We start from the raw sequence: 14,076 nt of genomic DNA, 5'->3' as shown, positions 1-14,076 counted from the left end.
AAGCATTGACCGGGGTCATGGTTCGTTGCAATAGCCCTACGCTTTATACATACTTGCGACCGATTTTTATCCTAATAAAATACCTAAACCGTGGAACCTTAGAATGAGCACAGCAATCAGCCCGACTGCTTATAACTATAAGGTAGTCCGCCAGTTCGCCATCATGACGGTGGTCTGGGGGATCCTTGGCATGGGGCTCGGGGTTTTCATCGCGTCACAGCTTGTGTGGCCTGAATTGAACCTTGGCCTCGAGTGGACGACCTTCGGCCGTCTGCGTCCCCTGCATACCAACCTTGTGATCTTTGCCTTTGGTGGCTGTGCATTGTTTGGCACCTCCTACTACGTCGTGCAGCGAACCTGCCAGACACGACTGATCTCCGATTCGCTGGCCTCGTTTACCTTCTGGGGTTGGCAAGCGGTTATCGTCGGCGCGATCATCACCCTGCCACTGGGTTACACCACCACCAAAGAATACGCCGAGCTGGAATGGCCTTTGGCTATTTTGCTGGCGATTGTCTGGGTGACCTACGGCATTGTGTTCTTCGGCACCATCACCAAGCGTAAAACCAAGCATATCTATGTCGGTAACTGGTTCTACGGTGCATTCATTGTCGTGACGGCAATGCTGCATATCGTCAACCACGCGTCCCTGCCGGTGAGCTTCTTCAAGTCCTACTCGGCTTACGCCGGTGCGACTGACGCCATGATTCAGTGGTGGTACGGCCATAACGCGGTAGGTTTCTTCCTGACTACCGGCTTTTTGGGGATGATGTACTACTTCGTGCCCAAGCAGGCCGAACGTCCGATCTACTCCTATCGCCTGTCCATCGTGCACTTCTGGGCGCTGATCACCCTGTATATCTGGGCCGGTCCGCACCACTTGCACTACACCGCACTGCCGGACTGGGCCCAGTCTCTGGGCATGGCGATGTCGATCATCCTGCTGGCACCCAGCTGGGGCGGCATGATCAACGGCATGATGACCCTCTCGGGCGCCTGGCATAAGCTGCGCACCGACCCGATCCTGCGCTTCCTCGTGGTATCCCTGGCCTTCTACGGCATGTCGACCTTCGAAGGCCCGATGATGGCGATCAAGACCGTCAACGCGCTGTCGCACTACACCGACTGGACCATCGGCCACGTACACGCCGGCGCTCTGGGCTGGGTGGCGATGATTTCGATCGGTGCCATGTACCACATGATCCCCAAAGTCTATGGCCAGAAGCAGATGTACAGCACCGGCCTGATCAACGTTCACTTCTGGCTGGCGACTATCGGTACCGTGCTCTACATCGCCTCGATGTGGGTCAACGGCATCACCCAGGGCCTGATGTGGCGTGCGATCAACGACGACGGCACCCTGACCTACTCGTTTGTCGAAGCACTGCAAGCCAGCCACCCGGGCTTTATTGTTCGCGCCCTTGGCGGTGCCATTTTCGCCAGCGGTATGCTGTTCATGGCCTACAACGTGTTCCGCACCGTGCGTGCCTCGAACCCGGTAGAAGCTGAAGCGGCGACCAAGATCGCTGTAGTTGGAGCGCACTGATGATCAAGCACGAAACAATCGAGAAGAACATCGGCCTGATGGCCTTCTTCATGGTTATCGCCGTGAGCATCGGCGGCCTTACCCAAATCGTTCCGCTGTTCTTCCAGGACGTGACCAACACCCCGGTCGAGGGCATGAAGCCGCGTAGCGCGCTGGAACTGGAAGGCCGTGACATTTATATCGCCAACGGCTGTGTCGGCTGCCACTCGCAGATGATCCGTCCGTTCCGTGCCGAAACCGAACGCTATGGCCACTATTCGGTTGCCGGTGAAAGCGTGTGGGACCACCCGTTCCTGTGGGGCTCCAAACGCACCGGCCCGGACCTGGCCCGAGTGGGCGGGCGTTACTCCGATGACTGGCAGCGCGCGCACTTGTACAACCCGCGCAACGTCGTGCCCGAATCGATCATGCCGGCTTACCCGTTCCTCGTTGAGCGCAAGCTGGACGGCAAGGACACCGCGAAAAAAATGGAAGTCTTGCGCACGCTTGGCGTCCCTTACACCGACGAAGACATCGCCGGGGCCAAGGATGCAGTGAAGGGCAAAACCGAAATGGACGCACTGGTGGCTTACCTCCAGGGCTTGGGCACCATCATCAAAAGCAAACGGTGATCTGAATGGATATCGGGATGATTCGTGGCCTGGGCACTGTCGTCGTGATGGTGGCTTTTATCGGTTTGGCATTGTGGGTATTCAGCCCGCGACGCAAGTCAGAATTTGACGACGCGACCCTGTTGCCGTTCAAGGATGATCCCGAAGCCATCAAGCACGTCGAGCAAGAGCAAGCTTCTAGGAGTAACAAAGAATGACTACGTTCTGGAGTCTGTACGTTACAGTCCTCACTCTGGGTACCATCTTCGCCCTGACCTGGTTGTTGCTGGCCACCCGCAAGGGCCAGCGCAGCGAGCAGACCGACGAGAAAGTCGGCCACGCGTTCGACGGCATCGAAGAGTACGACAACCCAATGCCGAAATGGTGGTTCATGCTGTTTGTGGGCACCGTCATTTTCGCCCTCGGCTACCTTGTGCTGTACCCGGGCCTGGGTAACTGGAAAGGCCTGCTGCCGGGCTACCAGTACCTGGACACCAAAGAGCAGACGCCGTTTGCCAATGGTCAGACCGGCTGGACCGGTGTACACGAGTGGGAAAAGGAAATGGCCAAATCGGACGCCAAGTTTGGGCCGATCTTCGCCAAATTCGCAGCCATGCCCATCGAAGAAGTGGCCAAGGACCCGCAAGCACTGAAAATGGGTGGCCGCCTGTTCGCCTCCAACTGTTCGGTGTGCCACGGCTCCGACGCCAAAGGCGCCTACGGCTTCCCCAACCTGACCGACGCCGACTGGCGCTGGGGCGGGACGCCTGCCGACATCAAGACCACCATCATGGCCGGCCGTCACGCGGTCATGCCGGGCTGGTCCGAAGTGATCGGTGAGCAAGGCGTCAGCGACGTGGCCGCCTATGTGCTGACCAGTCTCGACGGGCGCAAGCTGCCAGAAGGCGCGAAAGCCGACCCTGCCAAAGGCAAGGAAATCTACGCGACCAACTGTGCGGTTTGCCACGGGCCGGAGGGCAAGGGCAACCCGCTGATGGGCGCACCCAACCTGACTCACCCGGGGGCGTTTATCTACGGTTCGAGCTTTGCTCAACTGCAGCAGACCATCCGCTACGGCCGTCAGGGCCAGATGCCTGCCCAGGCTGACCTGCAGGGGAACGACAAGGTTCACTTGCTGGCTGCCTACGTGTACAGCCTGTCCCATGGTGATGAAGCCAAGACAGACGAGTAACGCGTTAGTTTGAACGCTGCAAAAAATGGCCCCGCCAACGACAGTTGGCGGGGCCATTTTGTTTCAGGGCTGCAGCAGCTATTGCCGTACGCACCCACAAGGTAGTAACGTTTCTACATTGTATTTTTGGGGAGGATCAGCCCATGACCATCACCACCATTTCAAGCCGCGAATTCAACCAGGACACAAGCGGTGCCAAAAAAGCATCGCAACAAGGGCCTGTTTACATCACGGACCGTGGCCGCCCCGCCCATGTACTGCTATGCATGGAGGAGTACCAACGGCTAACCGGCCTGGACACCAGCATTGTCGACCTGCTGGTGATGCCCGAAACAACGCCGGTTGAATTCGAACCCGAACGCGCAGTCATCACGCCGCGCCCAGTGGATTTCTAATGTTCCTGCTCGATACCAACGTAGTTTCTGAACTGCGCAAAACCCAGGCCGACCCTGCAGTGGTGGCCTGGGCCCGCAGCGTCCCGGCTTACAAACTGTATATCTCGGCCATTACCCTGCTGGAAATCGAAACTGGCATCTTGCGCCTGGAGCGCCGCGACCCGGAGCAGGCAGCCCCCTTGCGCAACTGGCTTGAAGTACATGTTATGTCTGCTTTTGCCGGGCGCGTGCTGTCAGTCGATGGCGCCGTTGCCAGACGCTGCGCCCGCCTGCATGTGCCTGACCGCAGCAATGAATGCGACGCCCTGATCGCGGCCACCGCACTGGTGCATGACATGACCGTGGTTACCCGCAATACCCGGGACTTTGCCTTTAGCGGCGCCCCTGTACTCAACCCTTGGGAGCTTTGACTCGGCCAGAACGCAACTCACCTGTAGGTGTAAGTCAATTGATCCATGTCATGAGTTGTTACAACTCCTATACCAACTTGCCATTTTCCGGAACGCGACCAAAGGTCGCACCCTTGAGCTAGAGTCACAGGGGTATCATTACGCTATCGCAACACCTTCTGACCGCGGTCGGCACGTACTGACCGAGGCATTTTCCACTGCCGTGGGACGCACTAATGAGCAATCAGATTCCTGTACACAACGTCACTCCACCTGCCAAAAAACCCGCTGAAAGCACTGATCTGTACGCGGCCAGGGAGAAAATCTACACCCGCGCCTTTACCGGGCTTTTCCGCAATCTGCGCATTGGTGGCGGAGCGCTGTTGTTCCTGCTGTATTTCGGTACGGTATGGCTCAACTGGGGCGGTCACCAGGCGGTGTGGTGGAACCTGCCCGAACGCAAATTCTTTATTTTTGGCGCCACTTTCTGGCCACAGGATTTTATCCTGCTCTCGGGGCTGCTGATCGTCGCGGCCTTTGGCCTGTTCTTTATTACGGTTTACGCCGGGCGCGTGTGGTGCGGCTACACCTGCCCGCAAAGCGTTTGGACGTGGGTGTTCATGTGGTGCGAGAAGGTCACTGAAGGCGACCGCAACCAGCGCATCAAGCTCGACAAGGCACCGATGAGCGCCAACAAGTTTGTGCGCAAGTTCAGCAAGCACACACTCTGGCTATTGATCGGCTTTGTCACCGGCATGACCTTTGTCGGCTACTTCTCACCCATCCGCGAACTGGTGATCGACTTCTTCACTGGTCAGGCTGATGGCTGGGCGTATTTCTGGGTCGGCTTCTTCACCCTCGCCACCTATGGCAACGCCGGCTGGCTGCGCGAGCAGGTGTGCATCTATATGTGCCCGTATGCGCGCTTCCAGAGCGTGATGTTTGATAAAGACACCCTGATCGTTTCCTACGACCCGCGCCGTGGTGAAGTCCGTGGCCCGCGCAAAAAGGACGCCGACTACAAGGCCATGGGCCTGGGCGACTGCATCGACTGCACCATGTGCGTGCAGGTATGCCCGACCGGGATTGATATCCGCGATGGCTTGCAGATCGAGTGCATCGGCTGCGCGGCCTGTATCGATGCCTGCGACAGCATCATGGACAAGATGAACTACCCCCGCGGCTTGATCAGCTACACCACCGAGCACAACCTCTCAGGCCAGAAAACCCATAAGCTGCGTCCGCGCCTGATCGGCTATGCCCTGGTATTGCTGACCATGATGGGTCTGCTGGCCGCTGCGTTCTTTACCCGCACGCTGGTAGGCTTCGACGTGAGCAAAGACCGCGTGCTGTATCGCGAGAACGCCGAAGGGCGGATCGAAAACGTCTACAGCCTGAAGATCATGAACAAGGACCAGCACGACCACACCTACGTGCTGGAGGCCACCGGCCTGCCGGATCTCAAGCTGCAGGGCAAACGCGAAATCAAGGTCGCGGCCGGCGATATCGTCAGCCTGCCGGTCGAGCTGTCAATTGCCCCCGAGAAGCTGCCGTCGAGTACCAACGAGGTGTTCTTTATCCTCAAGGACGCCGACAACAACGACGTCAACGTTAAAGCCAAGAGCCGATTCATCGGCCCACAAATCAGATAAGAGAACTCGACATGCCCGCAGCAAATGCTTCCAGCCCCTGGTACAAGCACATCTGGCCATGGATCATCATTGCCATCCTGGCCTGCTCGGTAACCCTGACCCTGTCGATGGTCACCATTGCCGTGAACAACCCGGACAACCTGGTCAACGATAATTACTACGAGGCGGGCAAAGGCATCAATCGGGCACTGGACCGTGAGCTGCTGGGCCAGACCCTGCAACTCAAAGCCAAGTTGCGCCTGGATGAAATGACCGGCGAAGTCGTGCTGCTGCTTGAGGGCAACAGCAAGCCGCAAGTGCTGGAACTGAACCTGATTTCACCGACCCAGCCGGAAAAAGACCGCAAGGTCAGCCTGAGCCAGAGCGCAACGGAACCGGGTCGCTATATCGGCCAACTGGATGACAAGATTGAAGGTCGCCGCTTTGTTGAGCTGCTGGGTGTTGAAGATGGCAAGACCTGGCGCCTGTTCGAAGAAGAACTGGTCGGCCACGACAAGGACCTGCTGCTGGGCGACGAGCCCATTCAAGGCGCTGAAGACCACAAGTCGAAATAACCCCATCGCGGGCAAGCCCGCTCCCACAGGGATGCGCGAACCCTGTGGGAGCGGTCTTGTCCGCGATGACGTATTTTCTGGTGACACAATATCGCGATAGAGCGCTATGACCACTCCCGTTCCCTGCTATCACTGCGCCCTGCCCGCCCCCCCCGGCAGCCGGTTTACCGCCGTTGTTCTGGGCGAAGTTCGCGAGTTCTGCTGCCCTGGCTGCCAGGCAGTGGCCGAGGCTATCGTCGCCGGCGGTCTCGAAAGCTATTACCAGCACCGCAGTGAAGCATCCGCCAACCCTCAAGCCCTGCCCGTGCAACTGGTTGAAGAGTTGGCGCTGTATGACCGCCCCGACGTGCAAAAACCCTTTGTCCGACATGAGGGCGAGCAAGCCGAAACCACCCTGTTGATCGAAGGCATCAGCTGCGCCGCCTGTGGCTGGCTGATCGAAAAGCACCTGCGCCATCTGCCAGCCGTCAGTGAAGCGCGACTCAACCTGTCCAACCATCGCCTGCAGGTACGCTGGGACGATAGCCAACTGCCATTGAGTGAAGTCCTCAGCGAACTGCGCCATATCGGCTATGCCGCGCACCCGTACCAGGCCGACCGCGCCACCGAACAATTGGCCAGCGAAAACCGCCTGGCCTTGCGCCAGCTCGGTGTCGCCGGGCTGCTGTGGTTTCAGGCCATGATGGCTACCATGGCCACCTGGCCAGAGTTCAATATCGACCTCAGCCCCGAGATGCACACCATCCTGCGCTGGGTAGCGTTGTTTCTGACAACACCTATCGTGTTCTACAGTTGCGCCCCATTTTTCAAAGGCGCCATGCGCGACCTGCGCACCCGCCACCTGACCATGGATGTGTCAGTCTCCCTGGCCATCGGCGGTGCTTATATCGCCGGGATCTGGACGGCCATCACCGGCGTCGGCGAGCTGTATTTCGATGCTGTGGGCATGTTTGCCCTGTTTTTGCTGGCCGGCCGCTATCTGGAGCGCCGCGCCCGCGAGCGCACCGCCGCCGCCACTGCGCAATTGGTCAACCTGCTGCCAGCCTCATGCCTGCGCCTGAGCGCTGACGGGCAAAGCGAACGCATTCTGCTGACTGAACTCAAGGTCGGCGACCGGGTGCTGGTGCACCCCGGCTCAATCCTGCCGGCTGACGGCAAGATCCTGGATGGTCAGTCCAGCATCGACGAATCCCTGCTGACTGGCGAATACCTGCCACAACCACGGCAGATTGGCGACGCCGTCACGGCCGGCACCCTGAATGTGGAAGGCGCGCTGACCGTTGAAGTCATGGCGCTGGGCCAGGACACGCGCCTGTCCGCCATCGTGCGCCTGCTTGATCGCGCTCAAAGCGAAAAACCTCGCCTTGCGGAGATTGCCGACAAGGCCGCGCAGTGGTTCCTGCTGTTCTCATTGATCGCTGCTGCGGGTATCGGCCTGTGGTGGTGGCAACTTGATGCATCACGGGCCTTCTGGATTGTCCTGGCGATGCTGGTCGCCACCTGCCCTTGCGCTTTGTCGCTGGCGACGCCGACCGCACTCACCGCCGCTACCGGCACCCTGCACAAGCTGGGCCTGCTACTGACCCGTGGCCATGTGATCGAAGGCCTGAACCAGATCGACACAGTGATTTTCGACAAGACCGGCACCCTGACTGAAGGACGCCTGGCGCTGCGGGCCATTCGCCCTTTGCGCGAGCTGGACAGCGACCACTGCCTGGCCCTTGCGGCCGCTCTGGAAAACCGCTCCGAGCACCCGATTGCCCGTGCGTTTGGCCGCGCTGCGCAAGCCGCTGAAGAAGTACGCAGCGTGCCTGGACTGGGCCTTGAAGGGCTGGTCGGCGAGCAGCGCTTGCGCATAGGCCAGCCAGGATTTGCCTGTGAGCTGAGCCAGTGCCCGATCCCGGACATGCCGGACGAACCCGGCCAATGGCTGCTGCTGGGCGACACCCAAGGCGTGCTGGCCTGGTTTGTTCTGGACGACCGCCTGCGGGACGATGCCCCGGCATTGCTGGCAGCGTGCAAGGCCCGCGGCTGGCACACGCTGCTGCTGTCGGGGGACAGTTCGCCGATGGTCGCCAGCGTGGCTGCTGAACTGGGGATCGATGAAGCTCAGGGCGGCTTGCGCCCGGATGACAAATTGCAGGTCTTGCAAAAACTGCACGCCCAAGGCCGCAAGGTGCTGATGCTGGGGGATGGTGTCAACGATGTACCTGTGCTCGCCGCTGCTGATATCAGCGTGGCCATGGGCTCGGCGACCGACCTGGCGAAAACCAGCGCCGATGCGGTGCTGCTGTCTAACCGCCTAGACGCGCTGGTGCAAGCGTTCAGCCTGGCGCGACGGACCCGACGGGTGATCATCGAAAACCTGTTGTGGGCCGGACTCTACAATGGCCTGATGCTGCCATTCGCCGCACTGGGCTGGATTACTCCGATCTGGGCCGCCATCGGCATGTCGATCAGCTCACTGACCGTGGTGCTCAACGCCTTGCGCCTGACGCGCATGCCCGCCCAGGCGCATACTCCAGCCATGCCACACTCTCGCCCGCTACCGGCTTGACCCGGTCCCCTGGAGCCCTTATGCCAGCGCTTTACATCATGATTCCGGCGGCCCTGCTGATTGTCGCCATCTGCATCTTTATCTTCTTCTGGGCAGTCGACAGCGGCCAGTATGATGACCTGGACAGCCCAGCCCACAGCATCCTGTTCGATGACCAGGATCCGCAGCATACCGCTGCCGTCGAAGAAGCCAAAAACCTGCACCCGGAGTCGGCCAGCGACACCGACAAAAAAGCCCCGCCCCATGCTTGAGCTGGCCCCGCTGCTGGTATCGGCCGTTATCCTGGGCCTGCTCGGGGGCGGACACTGCCTGGGCATGTGCGGCGGTCTGATGGGCGCGCTGACGCTGGCCATCCCCAAAGAGCAACGCAGCCGACGCTTCAGGCTGCTGCTGGCCTACAACCTTGGCCGAATTCTCAGCTATGCCACAGCAGGACTACTGCTGGGGCTGGCAGGCTGGGCTGTGGCCAACAGCCCGGCGGCCATGTTTATGCGCATCCTCGCCGGTTTGCTGCTGATTTGCATGGGCCTGTACCTCGCCGGCTGGTGGAGCGGCCTGACCCGCATTGAAAGCCTGGGCCGCGGCCTGTGGCGGCATATCCAGCCGGTGGCCAGCCGCTTGTTGCCGGTCACTAGCCTGCCCCGCGCCTTGCTGCTGGGGGCACTGTGGGGCTGGCTGCCCTGCGGGCTGGTGTACAGCACGTTGATCTGGTCCGCCAGCCAGGGCAGCGCAATCGACAGTGCATTACTGATGCTGGGGTTCGGGCTGGGCACCTGGCCCGTGCTGCTGGCCACCGGCCTTGCCGCAGAACGTGTCACCGCAGTGCTGCGCAAACGCAGCGTGCGCATGGCTGGAGGATTACTGGTGATCCTGTTCGGTATCTGGACCCTGCCCGGCCCGCATCAGCACTGGTTGATGGGGCACTAGACAGAACCCGTGGGAGCGAGCTTGCTCGCGATGGCATCACCGCGATTTGCCTGACAGATTGCGTCGCCGGTATCGCGAGCAAGCTCGCTCCCACAGGTGAACTTGCCAATCACAGCTGTTGATGCAAATCAAGATGCTACAACGACCCACCCCCTAGAATCCGGAGCATTGCCAGCCATCCCAGGGGAATGCCCGCATGCTCGACGCCATTCGTTGGGACCCAGAATTGATCCGCCGCTACGATCTTGCCGGACCGCGCTACACCTCATACCCGACAGCCATGCAGTTCAACAGCCAGGTCAGCCCGTTCGACCTGCTGCACGCCCTGCGCGAAAGCCGCAAGGCACTGCGCCCGCTGTCGTTGTATGTGCACGTGCCGTTTTGCGCCAATATTTGCTATTACTGCGCCTGCAACAAGGTCATTACCAAAGACCGTGGCCGGGCCCAGCCCTACCTGCAGAAACTCGAGCAGGAAATCCAGATGATCGCCTGCCACCTCGACCCCAGGCAGAAGGTCGAGCAACTGCACTTTGGCGGCGGCACCCCGACTTTTCTTAGCCACGACGAATTGCGCCAACTGATGGCCAAGCTGCGTCAGCAATTCAATCTGCTGGACGACGACTCCGGCGACTACGGCATCGAAATCGACCCCCGCGAAGCCGACTGGTCGACCATGGGCCTGTTGCGTGAACTGGGCTTCAACCGTGTCAGCATCGGCCTGCAAGACCTCGACCCGGACGTGCAAAGGGCGGTCAATCGCCTGCAAAGCCTGGAAGAGACCCGGGCAGTGATCGACGCTGCACGCACGCTGCAATTTCGCTCGATCAATATCGACCTGATCTACGGCCTGCCCAAGCAGACCCCGGAAGCCTTTGCCCGCACCGTTGAAGAAGTGATCAGCCTGCAGCCCGATCGCCTGTCGGTGTTCAACTACGCGCACTTGCCTGAACGCTTCATGCCCCAACGACGCATCAACACCAGCGACCTGCCCTCGCCTGCCGCCAAGCTACAGATGCTGGAGCGCACCATCGAGCAACTGACCGGCGCCGGCTACCGCTATATCGGCATGGATCATTTCGCCCTGCCAGACGATGAACTGGCCATCGCCCAGGAAGAATCAACCCTGCAACGCAACTTCCAGGGTTATACCACCCACGGCCATTGCGACCTGATCGGGCTTGGTGTCTCCGCCATCAGCCAGATCGGCGACCTGTACTGCCAAAATGACAGCGACCTGGCCAAATACCAGCACACCCTGGCCAGCGGCCAGCTCGCCACCAGCCGTGGCCTGGTATGCAATCAGGATGACCGTATCCGTCGCGAGGTCATCCAGCAGATCATCTGCAATTTGCACCTGCCATTCGCGACCGTGGAGCAGGCGTTCAATATCGACTTTCGCGGCTATTTTGCCCCTCAGTGGCCGACGCTCAAGACCATGGCCGCCGACGGCCTGATCGCCCTGGACGACCAGCAACTGACTGTGTTGCCTGCTGGCAGGCTGCTGGTGCGCTCGGTGTGCATGGTGTTCGACGCTTACCTTGAGCAACAAACCCGTCAGCGCTATTCGCGGGTGATCTAAGGTCGCAAACACGACCTCTACAGCATGAGATGAGTGCCCTGGCATGGTGCGGCTGGTCTAGCCCCCCCACGCTGGGTTACCCTTGCATCTTATGTGTGTTTTCCTACAAGGATTTAAGAAATGTCCGAGCCAGTAAAAGTGCGCGCTCACACTCAGGCACAGTGCAAGGATTGCAGCCTGGCCCCACTCTGTTTGCCACTTTCGTTGAACCTGGAAGACATGGATGCGCTGGAAGAAATCGTCAAGCGCGGCCGCCCACTGAAAAAAGGCGAGTTCCTGTTCCGCCAGGGCGACACGTTTGGCTCGGTTTACGCGGTACGTTCCGGCGCACTGAAAACCTTCAGCCTGAGCGACAACGGTGAAGAGCAAATTACCGGCTTCCACCTGCCCAGCGAACTGGTCGGCCTGTCGGGTATGGACACTGAAACCTACCCGGTATCGGCCCAGGCGCTAGAGACTACACCGGTATGCGAAATCCCTTTCGAACGCCTCGACGAACTCTCCGTGCAACTGCCGCAACTGCGTCGCCAGCTGATGCGTGTGATGAGCCGCGAAATCCGCGACGATCAGCAAATGATGTTGCTGCTGTCGAAAAAAACCGCCGACGAACGTATCGCCACGTTCCTGGTCAACCTGTCTGCGCGTTTTCGTGCTCGCGGCTTCTCGGCCAATCAGTTCCGCCTGAGCATGTCGCGCAACGAAATCGGCAACTATCTGGGCCTGGCCGTTGAAACCGTGTCCCGCGTGTTTACCCGCCTGCAGGAAAACCAGTTGATCACTGCCGAAGGCAAGGAAGTGCATATTCTTGACCCGATCAAGCTGTGTGCCCTGGCCGGTGGTTCGCTGGAGGTTTGACACGGCCTGACGGGTTATACTGGCGCGCTTAACGCTCCCCAGGACAGCCCGATATGGTCTCCGACGATTTTTGCCTCAAAACCCTGATTCGCCCGGTTATTGATTTCCCCAAGCCGGGCGTCATCTTTCGCGACATCACCCCCCTCTACCAGTCGCCCCGCGCCATGCGCGTGATCGCCGACAGCTTTATCGAGCGCTACGTCGAGGCTGACTTCAGCCATATCGGCGCCATGGATGCCCGCGGCTTCCTGATCGGCTCGGTACTGGCCCACCAGCTCAATAAACCGCTGATCCTGTTTCGCAAACAGGGCAAATTGCCCGCAGACGTTTTGGCCGAAGGCTATCAGACGGAATATGGCGAAGCGTTTCTGGAGGTTCACGCCGACAGCCTGTGCGAGGGCGACTCGCTGCTGATCGTCGATGACCTGATTGCTACGGGCGGCACGCTGATTGCGGCAGCTAACCTGGTGCGACGCATGGGTGCGCAGGTGTTTGAAGCAGCGGCCATTATCGACCTGCCCGAACTGGGCGGTTCGCAGCGCTTGCAGGATTTGGGTGTGCCTACTTTCTGTCTGACGGAATTTTCGTTGACCGAGTAATACCGACACGTGGGAGCGGGCTTGCTCGCGATGGCATCAGCGCGGTTCAACTGAATACCGCGGTGCCTGCATCGCGAGCAAGCCCGCTCCCACAGGAGTCCCCTCTCCCCTGCAATCGCAATCAGAGCGTAATCGGCCGACGCCCCGAGAACGAGTGCGCCAAAGTACCGCCATCCACCAGTTCCAGCTCGCCACCCAGCGGCACACCGTGGGCGATACGCGACGCTATCAGGCCTTTGTTGCTCAGCAACTGGGCGATGTAATGCGCAGTGGCCTCGCCCTCAACCGTTGGATTGGTGGCCAGGATCACCTCCGCAAACGTACCCTGCTCTGCAATACGCGCCATCAATTGCGGAATGCCTATCGCCTCAGGGCCTAAACCATCGAGCGGCGACAAATGCCCCTTGAGCACAAAGTAACGGCCGCGATAACCGGTCTGTTCCACGGCATACACGTCCATCGGCCCCTCGACCACGCACAGCAAGGTGTCATCCCGGCGCACATCGGCACACTGCGGGCACAGATCATCTTCGGTCAGGGTTCTGCACAAACGGCAATGCCCCACGCCTTCCATCGCCTGAGTCAGCGCCAGGGCCAGGCGCGAGCCGCCACTGCGATCACGCTCAAGCAATTGCAACGCCATGCGCTGGGCGGTCTTTTGACCCACGCCCGGCAAGGTACGCAAGGCATCGATCAGTTGGCGAATTAGAGGGCTAAAGCTCATAAGGAAAGGTCCGACAAAACAACGAGACGCGGTTTATACCCTCGGTGTGAGCTAGCGTCAAATACCCGTAAAACAGGCAAAAAAATGCCAGGCTCATGGCCTGGCATTTCAGCATGCCTTAGAACGGCATCTTCATGCCCGGCGGCAGTTGCATGCCGGCGGTCACACCAGACATTTTGTCCTGGCTGTTGGCTTCGATCTTGCGCACGGCGTCGTTGACCGCTGCGGCGAACAGGTCTTCCAGCACTTCGCGGTCGTCTTCGCTCACACCTTCCAGCAAAGTCGGGTCAATGCTCACCCGCTTGACGTCATGACGGCCGGTCATGACCACAGTGACCATATCGCCACCCGCCTTGCCGGTGACTTCAGCATTGGCCAGCTCTTCCTGCATCTTGGCCATTTTTTCCTGCATCTGCTGCGCCTGCTTCATCAGGCCGGCCATGCCACCTTTCATCATGGGAATCACCTCAAACGTTATTTTGACAATGCACCCGCAATCAAAACGACTGCGGGCTGT

The 14,076-nt window shown here is 59.8% G+C and carries 16 protein-coding genes; 14 read left to right on the top strand and 2 right to left on the bottom strand.

The window, feature by feature from the left end:
- Window positions 1-103: 103 nt before the first annotated feature.
- The 14 genes from ccoN to ACP7BE_RS00505 all read left to right on the top strand — a co-directional run bounded on the left by ccoN (window position 104) and on the right by ACP7BE_RS00505 (window position 12,835).
- Complete coding sequence (ccoN, locus tag ACP7BE_RS00570) at window positions 104-1,546, top strand: cytochrome-c oxidase, cbb3-type subunit I (protein ID WP_095002754.1); 1,443 nt, start codon at window positions 104-106, stop codon at window positions 1,544-1,546.
- Entirely contained in the window at window positions 1,546-2,157 is a 612-nt protein-coding gene (gene ccoO, locus ACP7BE_RS00565) for a cytochrome-c oxidase, cbb3-type subunit II (protein ID WP_016780305.1), read from the top strand. Before ccoN ends, ccoO begins: the two co-directional genes overlap by 1 nt.
- Before the next feature lie 5 nt (window positions 2,158-2,162).
- Window positions 2,163-2,354 carry a CcoQ/FixQ family Cbb3-type cytochrome c oxidase assembly chaperone gene (locus ACP7BE_RS00560; RefSeq protein WP_003447209.1) on the top strand — a complete coding sequence of 64 codons (192 nt, stop codon included), beginning with the start codon at window positions 2,163-2,165 and terminating at the stop codon, window positions 2,352-2,354.
- Complete coding sequence (gene ccoP / locus ACP7BE_RS00555; protein ID WP_095002755.1) at window positions 2,351-3,328, top strand: cytochrome-c oxidase, cbb3-type subunit III; 978 nt, start codon at window positions 2,351-2,353, stop codon at window positions 3,326-3,328. The genes ACP7BE_RS00560 and ccoP overlap by 4 nt, the downstream gene beginning before the upstream one ends.
- A gap of 143 nt (window positions 3,329-3,471) precedes the next feature.
- Entirely contained in the window at window positions 3,472-3,723 is a 252-nt protein-coding gene (locus tag ACP7BE_RS00550; RefSeq protein WP_095002756.1) for a type II toxin-antitoxin system Phd/YefM family antitoxin, read from the top strand.
- Window positions 3,723-4,133, top strand: coding sequence for a type II toxin-antitoxin system VapC family toxin (locus tag ACP7BE_RS00545; protein ID WP_095002757.1), 411 nt, complete (start codon window positions 3,723-3,725; stop codon window positions 4,131-4,133). The genes ACP7BE_RS00550 and ACP7BE_RS00545 overlap by 1 nt, the downstream gene beginning before the upstream one ends.
- Window positions 4,134-4,348: 215 nt before the next feature.
- The gene (ccoG, locus tag ACP7BE_RS00540; protein WP_095002758.1) at window positions 4,349-5,764 is read left to right on the top strand and encodes a cytochrome c oxidase accessory protein CcoG; all 1,416 of its coding nucleotides are present in this window, start codon (window positions 4,349-4,351) and stop codon (window positions 5,762-5,764) included.
- 11 nt (window positions 5,765-5,775) lie between these two features.
- Window positions 5,776-6,318, top strand: coding sequence for a FixH family protein (locus tag ACP7BE_RS00535; protein ID WP_095002759.1), 543 nt, complete (start codon window positions 5,776-5,778; stop codon window positions 6,316-6,318).
- Between the two features lie 106 nt (window positions 6,319-6,424).
- Window positions 6,425-8,875, top strand: a complete 2,451-nt coding sequence (locus tag ACP7BE_RS00530; RefSeq protein WP_426104247.1) for a heavy metal translocating P-type ATPase — start codon at window positions 6,425-6,427, stop codon at window positions 8,873-8,875.
- 20 nt (window positions 8,876-8,895) lie between these two features.
- A complete protein-coding gene (ccoS, locus tag ACP7BE_RS00525) occupies window positions 8,896-9,126 on the top strand; it encodes a cbb3-type cytochrome oxidase assembly protein CcoS (RefSeq protein WP_095002761.1) in 231 nt (76 codons plus the stop codon).
- Window positions 9,119-9,802, top strand: a complete 684-nt coding sequence (locus tag ACP7BE_RS00520; protein WP_095025020.1) for a sulfite exporter TauE/SafE family protein — start codon at window positions 9,119-9,121, stop codon at window positions 9,800-9,802. Before ccoS ends, ACP7BE_RS00520 begins: the two co-directional genes overlap by 8 nt.
- Before the next feature lie 196 nt (window positions 9,803-9,998).
- Window positions 9,999-11,381 carry an oxygen-independent coproporphyrinogen III oxidase gene (gene hemN / locus ACP7BE_RS00515; RefSeq protein ID WP_095002763.1) on the top strand — a complete coding sequence of 461 codons (1,383 nt, stop codon included), beginning with the start codon at window positions 9,999-10,001 and terminating at the stop codon, window positions 11,379-11,381.
- A 120-nt stretch (window positions 11,382-11,501) separates the two neighbouring features.
- Entirely contained in the window at window positions 11,502-12,236 is a 735-nt protein-coding gene (gene fnr, locus ACP7BE_RS00510; RefSeq protein WP_029611340.1) for a fumarate/nitrate reduction transcriptional regulator Fnr, read from the top strand.
- 53 nt (window positions 12,237-12,289) lie between these two features.
- Window positions 12,290-12,835, top strand: a complete 546-nt coding sequence (locus tag ACP7BE_RS00505; RefSeq protein ID WP_095002764.1) for an adenine phosphoribosyltransferase — start codon at window positions 12,290-12,292, stop codon at window positions 12,833-12,835.
- Between the two features lie 121 nt (window positions 12,836-12,956).
- Here the strand turns inward: ACP7BE_RS00505 and recR are convergent, their stop codons facing one another.
- Together recR and ACP7BE_RS00495 are read right to left on the bottom strand one after the other, a co-directional pair.
- Window positions 12,957-13,559, bottom strand: coding sequence for a recombination mediator RecR (recR, locus tag ACP7BE_RS00500; protein ID WP_016780292.1), 603 nt, complete (start codon window positions 13,557-13,559; stop codon window positions 12,957-12,959).
- 118 nt (window positions 13,560-13,677) lie between these two features.
- Complete coding sequence (locus tag ACP7BE_RS00495) at window positions 13,678-14,016, bottom strand: YbaB/EbfC family nucleoid-associated protein (RefSeq protein ID WP_095002765.1); 339 nt, start codon at window positions 14,014-14,016, stop codon at window positions 13,678-13,680.
- Window positions 14,017-14,076: the final 60 nt, after the last annotated feature.

The sequence above is a fragment of the Pseudomonas sp. TWR1-1-3 genome (genome assembly GCF_049896805.1).
GTDB classification, from domain to species: domain Bacteria; phylum Pseudomonadota; class Gammaproteobacteria; order Pseudomonadales; family Pseudomonadaceae; genus Aquipseudomonas; species Aquipseudomonas bubulae.
Note: the sequence above shows the minus strand (reverse complement) of the source record. Positions and strands in the feature narration are given on the sequence as shown.